This window comes from Shewanella aestuarii, assembly GCF_011765625.1.
Lineage (GTDB): Bacteria > Pseudomonadota > Gammaproteobacteria > Enterobacterales > Shewanellaceae > Shewanella > Shewanella aestuarii_A.
Genome location: NZ_CP050314.1, coordinates 170302 through 186784 on the forward strand (window position 1 = coordinate 170302; position 16483 = coordinate 186784).

Annotated in this window: 10 protein-coding genes; 5 read left to right on the plus strand and 5 right to left on the minus strand. The window is 38.1% G+C overall.

Translation table 11 applies throughout. From position 1 onward, the window contains the following. Window positions 1–3 precede the first annotated feature (3 nt). From HBH39_RS18315 to HBH39_RS18335, 5 genes are all read right to left on the minus strand, one after another. Window positions 4–5307 carry a conjugal transfer protein TraG N-terminal domain-containing protein gene (locus HBH39_RS18315; RefSeq protein WP_167680258.1) on the minus strand — a complete coding sequence of 1768 codons (5304 nt, stop codon included), beginning with the start codon at window positions 5305–5307 and terminating at the stop codon, window positions 4–6. A 3-nt stretch (window positions 5308–5310) separates the two neighbouring features. Beyond that, window positions 5311–6714 (minus strand): conjugal transfer protein TraH, encoded by a 1404-nt coding sequence (locus HBH39_RS18320; RefSeq protein ID WP_167680259.1) that lies wholly within the window; start codon window positions 6712–6714, stop codon window positions 5311–5313. Next, on the minus strand, window positions 6711–7700 hold the full coding sequence (gene traF / locus HBH39_RS18325) for a conjugal transfer protein TraF (protein ID WP_167680260.1): 990 nt from the start codon (window positions 7698–7700) through the stop codon (window positions 6711–6713). Before traF ends, HBH39_RS18320 begins: the two co-directional genes overlap by 4 nt. Window positions 7701–8000: 300 nt before the next feature. After that, window positions 8001–8765 carry a hypothetical protein gene (locus tag HBH39_RS18330; RefSeq protein WP_167680261.1) on the minus strand — a complete coding sequence of 255 codons (765 nt, stop codon included), beginning with the start codon at window positions 8763–8765 and terminating at the stop codon, window positions 8001–8003. A gap of 17 nt (window positions 8766–8782) precedes the next feature. Then, the gene (locus HBH39_RS18335) at window positions 8783–9421 is read right to left on the minus strand and encodes a hypothetical protein (protein WP_167680262.1); all 639 of its coding nucleotides are present in this window, start codon (window positions 9419–9421) and stop codon (window positions 8783–8785) included. A 778-nt stretch (window positions 9422–10199) separates the two neighbouring features. Between HBH39_RS18335 and mobI the strand changes: the two genes are divergently transcribed. The 5 genes from mobI to HBH39_RS18360 are packed head-to-tail and all read left to right on the plus strand — an operon-like array spanning window position 10200 to window position 16475. Beyond that, window positions 10200–10748, plus strand: coding sequence for a conjugative transfer protein MobI(A/C) (gene mobI, locus HBH39_RS18340; RefSeq protein WP_167680263.1), 549 nt, complete (start codon window positions 10200–10202; stop codon window positions 10746–10748). Then, a complete protein-coding gene (locus HBH39_RS18345) occupies window positions 10741–11496 on the plus strand; it encodes a hypothetical protein (RefSeq protein WP_167680264.1) in 756 nt (251 codons plus the stop codon). The genes mobI and HBH39_RS18345 overlap by 8 nt, the downstream gene beginning before the upstream one ends. Continuing rightward, window positions 11496–13997 carry a MobH family relaxase gene (gene mobH, locus HBH39_RS18350; protein ID WP_167680265.1) on the plus strand — a complete coding sequence of 834 codons (2502 nt, stop codon included), beginning with the start codon at window positions 11496–11498 and terminating at the stop codon, window positions 13995–13997. Before HBH39_RS18345 ends, mobH begins: the two co-directional genes overlap by 1 nt. Continuing rightward, window positions 13990–15903: a conjugative transfer system coupling protein TraD gene (gene traD, locus HBH39_RS18355; RefSeq protein ID WP_167680266.1), complete on the plus strand. Its 1914-nt coding sequence runs from the start codon at window positions 13990–13992 to the stop codon at window positions 15901–15903. The genes mobH and traD overlap by 8 nt, the downstream gene beginning before the upstream one ends. 2 nt (window positions 15904–15905) lie before the next feature. Next, window positions 15906–16475 (plus strand): hypothetical protein, encoded by a 570-nt coding sequence (locus HBH39_RS18360; protein WP_167680267.1) that lies wholly within the window; start codon window positions 15906–15908, stop codon window positions 16473–16475. The last annotated feature ends 8 nt before the right edge of the window (window positions 16476–16483 follow it).

Genomic DNA, 16483 nt, shown 5'->3' on the forward strand with positions numbered 1-16483 from the left:
ACTCTATCTACCACCCACGAATCCAAAGTTAGACGGTGTTAACCGGGTCTCATTTTGTTGATTCATTTCACTTGCTTTTTCGTTTGTAGCTAAAGTGTTCTCACCATTATTCTCATTCGCTTGGGCTTTAATGGTTACTTTCTGTTCATCACTTATATTGTTACGTGAATCTGCAGAATTTTTACCATTAGCACCAACATCATTGCTGCCCGCATTATTTGTACCTACTGAATTGCGGCCTGCGTCATTTGTTAAAGGTGTCTCACTACCACGAACTGATCCAGTTTCTGTGTTACCCGTCTCAGCCTTGGCCACTCCACCCGATGCTGCTTGAGGGGTTGCAGTTTGAGGGGTATCACTGCCGCTAACCGAGCCAGCTTCAGCTTTACCCGTTTCGGGCTTGGCAACTTCGCCTTTAGCCACATCGCCTTTAGCCACATCGCCTTTAGCTACTTCACCTTTGGCCACTCCACCCGATGCTGCTTGAGGGGTTGCAGTTTGAGGGGTATCACTGCCGCTAACCGAGCCAGCTTCAGCTTTACCCGTTTCGGGCTTGGCAACTTCGCCTTTAGCCACATCGCCTTTAGCTACTTCACCTTTGGCTACTTCACCCGATGCTGCTTGAGGGGTTGCTGTTTGAGGGGTATCACTACCACTGACCGAGCCTGCTTCTGCTTTGGCTGTTTCACCACTAGCCACTTCACCACTAGCTACTTCGGCAACATGCGCTTCAGATTTAGCCGTTGAAGGTGTTTCACTGCCGCTAACCGAGCCAGCTTCAGCTTTACCCGTTTCGGGCTTGGCAACTTCGCCTTTAGCCACATCGCCTTTAGCCACATCGCCTTTAGCTACTTCACCTTTGGCTACTTCACCCGATGCTGCTTGAGGGGTTGCTGTTTGAGGGGTATCACTACCACTGACCGAGCCTGCTTCTGCTTTGGCTGTTTCACCACTGGCTGTTTCACCACTAGCCACTTCACCACTAGCTACTTCGGCAACATGCGCTTCAGATTTAGCCGTTGAAGGTGTTTCACTGCCGCTAACCGAGCCAGCTTCAGCTTTACCCGTTTCGGCCTTGGCAACTTCGCCTTTAGCCACATCGCCTTTAGCTACTTCACCTTTGGCCACTTCACCCGATGCTGCTTGAGGGGTTGCAGTTTGAGGGGTATCACTACCACTGACCGAGCCTGCTTCTGCTTTGGCTGTTTCACCACTGGCTGTTTCACCACTAGCCACTTCACCACTAGCTACTTCGGCAACATGCGCTTCAGATTTAGCCGTTGAAGGTGTTTCACTGCCGCTAACCGAGCCAGCTTCAGCTTTACCCGTTTCGACCTTGGCAACTTCGCCTTTAGCCACTTCACCTTTGGCCACTTCACCCGATGCTGCTTGAGGGGTTGCAGTTTGAGGGGTATCACTACCACTGACCGAGCCTGCTTCTGCTTTGGTTACTTGACTGTTTGGTATTACTGCTTCTTCTTCCTCTTCCTTTGCAATCATTGAAATAGTCGATACAGATGGACTATTCTGCTGGTTGCTATTAGTAGAGTAATCTTCAGTTTTGTAGGTTTCTCTAGCGTGTTTCAAGTAATCATCGTAATTCTGCTTTTGCTCTGGTGACATAACGGATTCAAGTTTTCCGCCAAGATCCTTGAGTTTGTTGTATTCGATTTGTTGATCTGCGCCATGCTCAGCTCTATCACTAAATCTACCTTTGTCATAATAAGTGCGGCCGAAACTTTCACCTGAGCCCGTTATACCTAACTCTTGATCTACAGCTAAAGCAGATTTACCATCTAAGATCATACCTAAAGCTGTTGCTGTTTTATCTGCAGGCGAGTTTGTATCAACTGTAGAAGCAACTTTTCCTCGATTTTCTTGTGCATCAACATAAGCAGATGCAATATTTCCATTATTATTCTGACCTGCTTCAATACGTGATAGAGATTGTTCAATTTGGTCAGATTTAGTATTCCCGTTTAGATAGCTCTTATACCAGTCGTTACCAGCTTTGATTTGACTTAATTGCTCATCAGTAAAGGATTGGCTTGCCACTGGTGTAGGGTTACCCTCTGGAGTAAACAAACCATCGACAAACTTCTGATCTGAAATCACTGCTAGTGCAGCATCAAATCTTTCCTGTGTTGGGCCATCAGTTCTTAATCCCTGATCCAGAACTTTAGTGTTGATGGCACCAATATCATTTAGTTTCTCCATACCTTTAGCATAATTATCTTGCACAGAATCGACATTACTGGCGTTCCCACTATTAACAGAGTTAATAATGTATTCGCCCATAGCCTCACCACCGCTACCTTTTAAGAAGTAATCGGCAGCTGGTTTTAAAATAGAATTATCAGATTGATGAAGTGTTTGAGCCAAGCTATTGCCATCAACAGATCTACCCGCATCGTTAATTTTATCAGCTGCATTTTCACTAACACCCTGCGGAATTACCATTCCAACTTCATTCGCCTTGCTAGTAATATCGGTATTGTTTCTAGCAACGTCTTCCATTCCATTTTTCGTATTTTTTGTGGCATCATCACGAAATTGGTTAGAATCAGATTCAATTTTCTGAGATTTAGTTGCAAGTTCTTCAGCGTTAGGTTGGGCTAGACGTTTAGCTGAATCATCAAATACTTTATTGATATTTTGACTTGCATTCTGCATTTGATCTAATTGTTCGCCACGTTGTTTGTAAAAATCAACCCCTTCTGCACCACCAGTAATGCCATTATCTTTCATGGCTTGGAAAATTCCTTGGCTAATCTGGTTGTCGGAACGTTCTTTATCAAAATCAACGCCGCCGTTACCAGCTTTTAAATCTATTGCATCGTGCTGATCCAATAAATTCATCAAAGCCTTACCCTTGGCCATAGCATAGCCATCAACAGAAGTGTTATTAGACGAAAGAAGATGGTCGCTAGTTTTCTCATTCAGATAATCATCAATACCACCTTTTTTCCCGTCATTTAACTGATACTGCTGAGATTGCAACTTATCCCACAATCCAGGGTCAGACGATTTTAAAAAATCCTGAATTGATTGATTACCCAATGCTGAGTGAAGTTGTGACATACCAATTTGCGTCGAAGCTGACACTTGGCTAGAACGTGATTGCATAGCAGATAAAGAGGCACTTTGCTGCTTAAGCGCTTGTTCTTGCCTTGCAAGTTCAGCACCTTCTGTTGCACTTTTTTGAAATGCTGCTGACGTTGTATCGGACCACCCTTCTGAAGCTAGTTTGGTATTAGCAAGAGAAGCATTAATTTCTTTTGAATGTCGTTGAGCTAGATCCATGGATTCTTGGAGTGATTTCTTTTCGGATGCCGAAGCGCTTTCATCAATGCCCAGTGCAGCTTGGGCTTTGGCACCTAGCTTAAATCCAGCATTTAATCCACTTGATTTAACATTTGAGCCATCTGAGTCATCTGAATTACTATTTGAGTAACCAAATGATAGAGCGCCGCCCATTTCTCCAGAAACAGTACCCGAAGCTGCGACTTTTCGAGCTTGTGAAATATCCATACCAGTGGCTTCTTGAATGGCTTGAGCAGCGGCCTCAACCGCAGCCTCTTTTGAGCCAACAGTATATTGATTACTCTCGCCATTTTTATAGTCGTAAGAACCAACATTACCTTGGCTAAACATCTCATTAACTGCAGATTTTCGGCTATTGGCAACTTGTTCTGCACTGGTACTCAGTGATTGCGCTGCCATGCCCGCGCTGTTAGCTGTAGATGAACCAACAGAATAATCGGTTGCGGAGGTTTTAGCTAAGGTATCACCTCTATTCCATTCACCAGTATTATTTTGATAAATACTGTTTTGGTTGCCGTATGCTGTTTGGCCATTAGTAACTGTAGCGCCTGTATCTGGTGCAAAACGCTCTGCCTTGATACTTGGATCTGCCATAGATTTTGAGGCTAAACCCTGCATCGCGTGAACACCCTTATACATAACAAAAATGCAAATAGCAGGAATAAAGGTATAAAGCATACCGCCCATAGAAATATAGGAATTTGCGGTAGTGAACTGCGAGTCTATTGATGTCAAACTAAACTGACTTGTTCCAGCTGCAACGTTTTCTGTAAATCGACCAGTCATGGCCATAGCCATAAAGCCATTAACAAGAACGAGCATCACTGCCCAAAGGTTAACAAAAACCCACACCATGAAATATTGACCAACCGCCAATAACCCTTGTCCAGAAAATGCCAGCGTGACACCAATAAAAGGAGTAATAAATACACATAATGCCTCAAAAAATGATTGCATGATTTCGGCATTTTCCATCCAATATTCTTTTTTCTGAGCATTAGCTAGATGGCGCTGATTAACGGTATCAAACATGCCTTTTGCCACTTGATTGCCATAAGGTGAATTATTGAAATAATTCGCAAATTCACTTTGCAAAAACATCACTTTCGCTAAGTCTAATGATGATTCTGCTTCAGGTATCGTGCCATTTGGAGTTTGTTGTGCAATAAATTTATCCACCTCAGATAATTTCAGTCCTTGACTAGCTGATGACTTATCAAGAGCTAAATTAAAATGTGCAGAATTGACCGCATTTGTCAGTTGGGTATGCACTTCAATACACGAGGCCATAATACCGTCTGACGCCGCAGGATTCGTGCTTAAAAAATAAGTAGAATCGAGGGCTTTATTTGATGTTGCTATCGATGCTATTAGTTCCTTGGGTGAAGCTTTTGCTAAAACATCCAGTGGTTCATTTTTATTAGGAGAAAGTAGTGTTGAGGAAACATAGCAATCATTCAGATATCTGCTGAGTGTTTTACAAATATTATATGTTTTTTCGCTACCTTCGATGGGTACACAGGCAGGTTGATAATTAACGCTACCCAACCCTACAAAATGCTGAATTGGAGAAAATGCAGTCCATGTATTAGCAACACCTACTACAGAAAATGCTTGAGCGAACTGATCTGCTACAACAGTAATAGTACCAGTGATCATCCATCCACTTAGAGCAGGCAATAATGGAACATTGCTAATGTTTTGATAGGTATTATCGCGTTTAGAAATAACAGTAACGTCAACTAAGGATTGAGGACCAAGTAAACCTACAACGACAAGGATAGAAATGATAAATCCTTTTGCTGGAAATGGGGATTTATCTTGATCAATAGCCCATTTAAACATTCCAGCCATTAATCCTAAAAGTAAGGCGATACCAAACAACACAAAAATGTCATTTGTAGACCACATTCGAGATAAACCTTTGAATATTTCGATTAGAAATTCAGGGTTACCCATTGAGTAAACTTCAAAACCCGTCATTTGTTATCCCTCACTCGATAGATCTTTCATTAATAAAAATTGTGAAAACTCTTTATGAATGTTATCTAATTCTTTAGTTAACTGAGTCGATACTAAGTTTTCATAATGCTTGTGAAAGTCATCTACGTTTTTAAGCACTTCATTGATACCAAGCTCAGGAATTTCACTTAACTGGTTGGCAGATCTCAAAGCTGTAAGAGAATTTCGAGTCTGTGTTACAAAGTCATCTTCGAGATAATCCATCATAACGCGAGTCATCATGAGCGATTTTAACTTTACATATTGATCACGCGTATTCGAGGAATATCCCAACTTTTTCATGGTGATAGTCATATCGTTACCCATAAAATAGCTTAATAATTTTTGATTTTGAGTTAATTCCACATTGCCTTTAACAATCGTATCCCATAGTTCGGTAATGTCAGCGCGTAATTTAGGCAGTAAGCGAGGAACTGAGACTTGCGTTTCAGTGGTTGAAGTACATCCGGGGCTTCCATCACACTTATAATATTTGAAACTAAAATCTTGCGTGCTATGGATGTTTTCGAGATCGAGAAACAAATTTATATAAGCTAATGCGCCTTTAGGCCGCAAAGGAGTCAAACACGTTTTTTCACCGTCTCTTTCAGGTTGTGGGCAGGTGCCATTAGTAACATTTGTCAGGTGGGAGCCAACCAGAGTTTGTGCTAACTCACCAGGGCGCAAAGATAAAAATGATTCAAAAAATTTACCCTTAGCGTTAGCTTGTGCTATCGCCTTCATTGTTGCGTTTGAACTCGGGTCAATATTCACAGCCAAAGCTTTTTCGGAAATACCAGCAACAGACTTATAAAAGGTATCTACATCATCAGCATAATTGCCAAGATTCTTACTGATCATGCCAAGTGCAGTATTTAAACTTTCTGATTGTAGAGCGCCTGTTGTGTCTGGATTACCCGCTAATTGCTTAGCAAGGTTCGCACCCATCTCACAACTATTGCGAGTGAATTGATTCATCGATTGAATCACTTTCATTATATTTTCTTTAATTTGGCCTGCGCTTGGAGAAATTGCATTCAACGCTAAATCAAAAGCGTATGTCGCAGCGCCTTGCATAACACCTCTTGCAACTTGAGCAAGTTCGTCACCACTTATGAAGCTAAAACTGCCGGCAAAAGCGTCCATAGAGCCACATTTGTCAACTTGGAAATTTGGTAATCTGGCTGCGATTATATTAGTGTCAGGTGTCACATTTGGCCGATAGCTAAAAGATCCAAACGAGACGCCATATCGTCCACTTCCTTGTTGGGAAAAATTTGGTGGCGTAGCGTTATACATATCATTAAAGATATTTTCCATGCTCGAATGCGCTGACGATGAAGTCATTAATAGAACAATCAAACTGGCAATTTTTGTTTTTTTCATCATCGTTTTATTCCTTTAAATGGCGTGCCAATTGGTGAGCTTGATAAATCAATTTTTTGTTCAAGTAGTCGCTGCAAAACAGCAGGATCATCAATTTCAGATGCTTTCACTGCTATATTGCCATTGGCTAATGTGTTGGTGCCTTTAATAGCTTTGACTGATTGGTATTCCAGCTCGTTAATCCAATCCATTGCATAAGCATTTTGAAAAATACTCAGTTGCATTTTGGGTAGTGATACAGAACCTTGGTTAAGTAATTTGAAATGTTGAGCATCTTTTGAGACTAGGTAGGTTGTTGGAGTAACTTGGATATTAAAATCTTGTGCAACCTTACCGTTATAATCATAAACAACTTTATCTTCTGGTATGCCTGGGATAATGCCGCCATCAAGCGACACATACAGAACATCCATTCCCGAAATCTCTAAGGAGCGCATAACAGGTAGTTGCTTCAAGCAATATGGGCATTGGCTAGAATAGAAAAACCATAAGCCACCATAACTGCTGACTTTTTGAAGAACAGGTTTTGTCTGTTTATGTGTTTCAAGTTTAAATTTATTGAGCATAAAACTTTCAGTTGGACGACGATGATCTTCAGATAAAAAGTTACCTTCTTTACGAAAATAGTCCTGAGTTTTAGCGGCAAAATTCGACGACATATCAAGCATTACTCGTTGAGCAGAATAGAAGGCACCAAGATTTTCAGGGCTAGGATTGTTAATAGCCTTCATTTGCAAAACAGGTATGTTCTCCTTTAACCATTCAGCATTAATTTCAATCATTTCTTCTGGCTGTTCGGATTGTTCACTAACCACTGGTTGATTGCTAACCACAGTATCCAGTTCTTGCTCTTCATCTTCTTCAGGTTCGGTCTCATGCCAAAACCAACCTTTTTCTCGTGTTTTGTAAAACGAGTCATCGTTGCACCAAGCTGAAGTTGACAGTAATAAGGTTATTGTTATGAAGGTAGTAAAAAACGTATTGCGCATACACATCTCCCAAATAATGCTCATAGTTTAAAACCAGCAAAACCAAAAAACTTAAAATAGCGTTGCGATTTTGGACACGCTAAATTGTCGGATGAGAGAGCTGATCAAAATAAACAGTTACAGAGATGAAATGTCTTTGTGCAGTAGACAATGTTAAAGGTAAGCTTAAAAACATATGGTTTAATTGATAGAAAAATTATAAATGGATTTTTAAAATTTATAAGTTGAATAAATGGATGTACAAGGATTAATTTAGATGGCCAAAAGGCTAGATATAACCATCTAGCCTAGATGATAATTTTACATAGCCATTTTATCATTTTGATGTGAAATTGATCTAGGAAGGTGTTGTTTCGCAATAGACTCGTTAGCATCGAAAACCAATCGAAAATATGGATTAGAATTAGTTGATTTAATTTCATCTTGAATAACTTGATTGCAATCCACTTCAGATTCAATCAATTTATCGGAATAAGATTCACTTGATAGTTCTTCCTCTGATAAAGATAATTCATTGTCTTTAACACGTAGATCAAAATCATTCTCAGATTCAAATTCCTTTTTCATCTCACAATGCCAGCATTCATTTCTGATAACATTAAAGTCCCTAATAAAACCATTATTGCAATCAGCACACTCACATTTATCAATAACTATAGTATGATCAATCACTCTTCTTATTAAGTATGAAAATCGGCTTATATCACAAATTTTTTGGGTAATTAATTCAGGGTAAAGAGTAATAGCCATCATCCATGTTGATGCAATATCATGAACATTAGGTTCTCTTCTTAAATTTAGATCGCCAGAAACTGCTGTATACATTTTAAATAAAATATTTGAATATTTAAACCCTTCTTTAGAGTGGGTCCAAGAAACATTTGACCCTCTTGAGAAAGATAATGACTCATCCGTATATCTTACCTTTCTAATAAATTTTAGCGTTCCAAAAAGATGCTCATTAATGCACTTTGGATTCATACCAAGAGAATGCAATTTTAAAGCAAGAATGTTCTTAGCTAGGTTTGGCTCTGTATTTATTGATGAGTCAATTTCAAAGTTCATAAAAGTATTCCTTCACTCTATATTGGCATAAATGAAAATAATGCATTTTCAATAACCAGGTCATTTGCTTTATTGTGAAAAGTTCTAAGTTCATTAAATTTTAAGTTTGGGTTTATTCTGAATATAGGGGGTAGCTCAGAAATTGAAACAAACTTATTTGGATTAAACCAATTGTCCTTTAGTCGATTAAGATGTTTTTTATTTATACCTAACACCAGCGAAGCGAACCCAGCATCTGATAAAGTTAAATCCCCAACGCAAAATAAAAGTGCCGATTGAGCATTTAAAACATTCCTTAAAAGTGGTTCCTGTTCCGACTCTAAACAGTTTTTCAAATTTTCAGATTCAACATCATTTAAAAACTTGCAAGATGATTCTAACGAATCAATCCACTTAATAAAAAAACATTCATCGGGATCGGACCATGACTCTGATGGTCGAGATATGGGAGACAAAATCCAGTAATTTAAATTGTCACATAAATCTGAAAATTCTGATTCGCCAATAGAAGATATAAACTGTAAAACATCATCATTCATATTAAATGCTGAACGACAAGATAAAGGGTGAGCAGTGACAAGTTTATAGCATGCCATTAAAAAGCACTTCTGGCTTTCTAACATTGTACGATAATAATGTTTACTCTTCTCAATCATTCCTTTTATCCTTATTTGAAATTTTTTTTCAAACGAAACGAATGTCTTTCTCCTTGAAACACACCCTACACTCGATGGTGTGTTTTTTGAGCATGTTACACCCGATGGTATGTGTTTACAACAAATACCGTAAACACGCAAACAAATTGATACAAAACCAAACATAATCACAACCATCCCACACAATAAATTACAACTATATTTTCTAAGCAACAGATTTATAAGGGTAAAAATGGGACAGTCGTGGCGAGAAAGGAGGTTATAAGACGGTTTACAACATATGTAGAAAAATGCTTGATTTACGATTGAACAAAAAATATGTGTTGTTTACTACATATGTGACAATAAACCACTCAGTAGCCAATTTGATTGATTTCCAAAGACGGATTGAACTTATATATGATTTTTAGATATAAAATGAGTTTACAACAGATGTAGTAAAGCTATATCTACAGGTAGTTATTTTATTATTAGTTTACAACATATGGACTAAAATGCTGCTTCCTTGTAATGCGTTTCTCTAGTTTGCTTTATCCTTCATGGTGTCGTTGTAAAGTCCAAGTTGTTTACTACAGATAGTAATGTAATAAATTAATTTCTTTTCTCTTCTTTGCTGTGCCTACTGCTGACGGCATGAGTCTTGTTGATTTTAAATATATTTACTGTTCATTTTTTAACCACCTAAATTAGTGTTGCTAAATTCGAAACGCTATTTTGCTTTTGATCATCACTTACGTGATTTAATCAGACAGTATTCGAATAAATGAGGTTGGCGGAAATGATTGGAAGTAGTTCGCATCACGATTATACAACAATTGAAATGCTTGATGAGCACATCAATCAGTTGAAAGAGGCTAAAGAGAAGCTACATGCTGAAGCTGCAATTATGGTAGATGCGTACTGGAATGAATGGAAAGAAGAAAATAAGCGCATTCACAACCTTCGGCAAATTAAAGGTTCTGATGATTATGTCAACACTGGGCGATTAGCTCCCCGCATATACTCACCATCGAATACTCAAAGGGTATATATAGAATGGTGGGACTACAGAAAACACCCTCTACGAAATAAAATTAAATCATTTGGGAAAAGAATTAAACCAAACAAGAATGGCTATACATGGGCATGTGTAGCTAAAAATGCAAATGTTTGGGAAAAAAAATACTTTTTGAAATACGAGCAACATTTAGACCGAATGAGAGTTTCGATAAACCTAATTTGTGACCAAATAAATAGTCTCCATAAAGTAAAGCGTTTGACCGAGAAAAAAATCAAACTTGAAATTGAAAATACTAACTCAATGAGCGAGGAATACAATAATGGCTAAATCTCCTGAAAATAAATCAAAAGATGTTAATGTACGTCGTAAAACTGGCGTTGTTCGACTTTCATTTAAATCTGAATCAACTTTTTTATATATGAGAAGCAATCAAGGATCAATTCTAAACAATGCTATGTATAGAATGGCTGAACTTTTTAAATTGACATCGACATCATATGACAAAGTTGTTTTTAATCAAATTAAAGAATGGTTTGATACAGAGATAATTGAAGTTGCAACAAAAGAAATTGAATCCTTGCGCAACCAATTAACAGAACTTCAAAATGAAGTTGATACTGGATTGGAATTTATCAATGTAAAAAACCCTAATATGACACTGGACTTCGATGTTATTCATAAAAGTCATGGTGAAATTTTTAACATTGTAAGCAAGATTGATTTCTTAATGGATGATATAGAAACTTTGTTATTAACAGGTATCGACGATGATGATGACATTGAAGGTGCCAGCCGAAATCAAATGAATCTAATTCTTAATAACATTTCGAAAAAAATATTTACCGTCACTAAACCTGGTAAACGTAATGGCGGTCCATTTAATACAATGTATTTCGTCCAACAGTTGAAGCTTGGTGTGTTTTCTTTATATCCTGAAAAAAATATAGAGGAACAATCAATTGAAAAAACTGACATCACGAATGCCAAATCGACTGAAGAAAGCTTAATAAAAGAGTTTGATAAAGGCCAGAGTGATATTGTTGTTAATCAAAATGAATTGGCTGAGGCTGTATAATGCTAAAGGTAATGATGTGGTCAAAAAAAGTATCCGATAACTTTCGAGATATAATTGGAAACTTAAATAAAAAAGACCACATCGAAGCGCTTAGGGTAGATGAAGAGAAGTTAGATGCATTACTTCACTACCCAATTAAACCTTCAGCTATTCCTTTAGTAAGCATTGAATCTTTATATCGTAGACACAAAGAAAAAATACGATATATCGAAAGAGATATTCCATTAGTTAAGGTTGGTAGCGAGTTTAATACTACTGATATGGTTGAAGCAGTAATTAAAAATTTTATTGCCTATTGTCATTTGCTTCCTGCTTCTGAAATGGATCATCATCGATATATAGGTGGATTATTAGAACATTCGTTAGATGTTTCTATTCGAGCATTACAAGTTGCTATGGGTGCAACGCTAGATGAAGAGCGTGAAATAGACCTCGATCAGAAAAGAAAGCCACGATACGAATATGCCGCATGGTTATGTGGGTTGCTCCATGATGCCGGTAAAATAATTTCCAACATGACAGTTTATGATCCTAAGTCGGACAAACAATGGCAACCATTAAATAGCAATTTGTACGATTGGGCTAAAATAGAAGGCATTTCAGAATATTCTGTTTCACATAATAAAAACCGCATCCATAACGAACATGAAACTAACTCCATCCACTTTCTATCATTTGTTATTAGTGATAGTGCCAAAAAATATTTGATTGGTGATGGCGATGGTAGTGATGATCTCTATTCAAAAATTACACAAACCCTCATCGGTTATCACTCAAACAAAGGATACCTATACAACGCTGTAAGAAAAGCTGATGGTGCATCTACTTATGCTGATTATGCCCGCGTGTGGCTGCATGATTCTCATCGAGACAAGTCGATGGTGAGTGCTGTTGTCGATGTATTACGAACACTCTATTTTGAATGGACGACCAACAAACCAACCTCGGAAGTATTTTTCCTGAACGGTGAAGTTTACCTTGAAATGACAAAGCCATTTAAAGACGTCATCGCAAAATGTAGAGAGCTCAAGATTCCAGTGCCAAGTTCGCCAAAGACTTTAATAGAAATTTTAATAGATAAGCGCATCATCGGCAAAGTCTCTGACAAGTCTACCTTTGGCAATTTATATGTAGGCAATTTTACGGAGCAAGATATACATCAATTTAGTCAAGATAGAACTGGACCAATGGCAAGTACAAGCCCCAAAGCCGTGGTCAAATTTGTTTGGGTTAATTTCATTATTGGTGACAATCCAATTCCAGACGACGCACAAGGCGCTTTACGTTACAACAGTGTTAAATCAGAGAACACGCACACCTTATTTGGTCGAAATACATCAAAAATTATTTACCCCATATCAACAGAAACTAAAGCTAACGAACCTGTTTCAGAAGAAGTCTCACAAAGCACATCTCAAATTGAGAGTGATTCTAATGTTGATAAAAATCAAATCAAAATTGATACGAATAAACCCATGCCTGCACCAGCAAAAATGAAGGTGGGGAAAAGTGCTACCAAGGTTAATAAAACGAGCAATCCGCCAGAATCTAAAGCTAAGTCGAGTAACAAAAATGATGTTGATGAAACCATAGTTCAACAATCAATCGACAAATCAAATGAAGATATAAATCAACAGAAATCTGAGTCTGAGAGTACGGATAAGGCTAAAGTCACTAAGAAGAAAAAGGCAAGCAAAAGTGTAAAGAAGAAACTTGATAACAATGTTGAAGCTTCAAATGAAGAACCGAAATCACCTGCAATTCAAAATGAGTTACCTATTGTTGAAGTTGAACAATCAAAACCAGCTTGGGTCGGTAAACGTGTAATCAAGCAAATTGACCTAGTTCTACTAGAACTGCACACCACACAAAATACCAGTGTGGTGACACTCATAGGTGCCGATGTAGCTGTGTCACTAGAATACCTTGCAAACGCATGTAGCCAATCAAGCAAAGAAGTTATTAAAGAGGCTGAATATTTAGCTATCACCAAATCAAGCAAAACGCTGCCAAAAAAAGTGGAAATTAACGGTCAATTGCAAAAAATTATTGTACTAAATGATGTTGTGGCCACTGAGTTCAAATACCTAGCAGATACTTCAATTCGAGCTGAAGAGACTACTCCCGCACAATTAGTTAATGCCGCAAATGGCGGTCAGACTACAACGGTTGAAAGCTCTACAGACAATAATGAAGGTAAAAAGAGTGAAGATGATTCAGAAGTTATTGAAACAAATCAACAATCAAATAACACATCAAATGATTTAGATAATCATAGTTTACCAGAAAACCTAGATTATAAAGTCGAGCGGGTTGATTCATTCCTAAGCCGGTTATCTGAAGAATTTCCAAGCATATCTTTAGTTACAGTTAGACCATATCTAAAGAACTTAAATATACACCCATTCATTGATGATGATGGAAATCTAAATGTAAAAATAAAATCTGCTGAAGAAGATGAGCTTATATACAGAATCAAGCAAGGAATTATGAATGATTAACAATAGAAGTGCATTGACGCATACAGAAACCTTATTTAGACCGCTTTTAGAGCTAAACAGTGCGTATATCTATATTGGAGCTGGTATAGCAACTGGTGTGATTGCTGGTGTAGACGCAATTGATGGCACCAGTTTAGCGACTCCCTCATTAATCGCGGGTGGATTGATAGGAACTGGATTAGTAAAGTTAATTAACGCATTCCCACTAATGAAGCGACAAATTGGACTTTACGTTAATAAGTTAGAGTTCATTGATATAGAAATTGTACGATTCTTGAATCGCTGGAAAGATAACAGTGATGTCACTCAATTTGCATTCAAAGAGAAAAGAGAAATCTATATTGGCAATGGTTTTGAGTGGGAACCAGAGCATGCGCAGCGTGCTTATCAGATCATGGATATGACATCTAATCTAAAAGAAATGGAAATTCCATTCGCACTAAAGCCCTATATCAACAAATACAAAAAATCGACTAAGGCGATGGGCGGCAAAACTTGGATTCATGCGATTGGTAATGAGGAGCGTCAATTGGTCCATGAGGAGGCATTTTTTGGACACTCATTTATCACAGGACAAGTTGGTTCAGGGAAAACAACGTTGCTTAGGATGCTAGGCACAGGATTTCTACATTTAGGTCATAGCTTAATCATCATCGATCCAAAAGATGATAAGCAACTAAAAAATGGCATAATTGACGAAATGAAAGCATTGGGTATTTTTGATAAATTCTATGAATTTTGCCCTGCTAGACCGAGCGAGTCTTGCTCTATCGATATACTCAAAAACTTTGCAACACCTGCTGAAATCCCTACCCGTATAGCCAGTTTATTAAAATCTGGCAAAACCGGTTCTGATACCTTTATTGACTTTGGTTGGCAAACTATCAGTCAAATCACGGATGGCATGATTTACTGTCACGAAGCCCCCAAATTAACTGAAATTTATCGTTACATGCGCTCAGGAAAATCTGAGTTACTAGAAAAAGTGATGTCTGTATTCTATGAGCGAAAATTTGGCGCCCACTGGCGCGAACAAGAAATGCCTAAGATGCTGGAAATGGGCGAAAGTTTAATCGAGGGAATGGTAGCCTATTACACAACAAGAATACCGAGCACAGAGAAAGTTGCAGCCGTTGACGATGTGATTCAATTTGTCACACACAACCATGAACATGCTCAAAAAATGCTGGCAAGTGTTTTTCCATTATTCAAAGTGTTATGCACAAATCCATTAAATAAATTGCTTTCACCAAATCGTGAAACTGACGATGTAAATAAGATAATTGACATTAAGCGCGTCATATTAGATGGCGGTGTTATTTATTGTGCTCTTAACTCATTAAACGATCCAAAAACCGCCGGGCAACTAGCAAAGTTGCTCTTAGCTGATATTTCATCTTGTTTAGGTGACAGATATAACTATGGAGATGGTAAAGAACGTCGAGTATCAATTTTGGTAGATGAAGTGCATGCGGCGGTTGCTGGAAATGATGCACTGCTAAATAACCTAGCGCAAGGTCGAGCTGCTGGTGCACAGTTCATTCTAAGTACACAGTCAATACCAGATTTAGTTGATATGACAGATCAAGCTACAGCTGAGCGCTACTTAGCATTATGCAATAACTTCATCTCAATGAAGGTGACAGATAAAACAACACAAGAATATGTATCTGCGCAATTCAATCAAACTAACATCCAAACCGTTGGCGTCCAATACTCAATTCAATCGGCTACGGGTCAGGCTTTGACAGAATTTAGCGGTGGATACAAAGAAAATATCACCAAGACACGCGAAGATATGTTTCCACCAAATTTATTGGCAGATTTGCCAAAGTTACAGTATGTGGCTCGACTCGCAAATGGACAAAAACTTAAATGCAAACTGCCAATCATACAGGGGGCTTAAAAATGGAATTAGTACCCTATTATTACGAGCCGATAAATATCCCGATGGGTCATGAAGGAGTCTCTTCAATTATCCAAAATTTGAACAACCTTGTTGGGGGTATTGATTACATTGTTAACAATAATGTTTCATTTTTAGACAGTACCATTTTAAAGGCAGATTTAGCTTGGGGTGACGACGAAGAAGAGCATACCGAAGATAAGTTTAGACGTTTTTGCAATTCAATACTGAGCGATCTCAGTGAACTTACTAATTATTGTGTAACTTACAAAATGAAAAGCAATGAGGTAACGCATTGGGATTGTATCACACAAACGCTGCCAGATTTTATCGATGAGCAGATGAGCGGTTATACCTATAAGAAATCAAAATGTAAATGTTTTGAAGTTAAAGCTAGATGTAAATGCTTTCAAATCAGATATGTAGAGCGCCAATCATTTATTGATAAGCATTACGTTGGGATGATGTTATGTCATCACATTTTTAATAGACGTTGGCTAAATATACTTGGATTACCGATGCCTGGCCGCGAGAGAGTTTACACACTAAAAACTCAACAAACTAACATGTAGGTGAATAA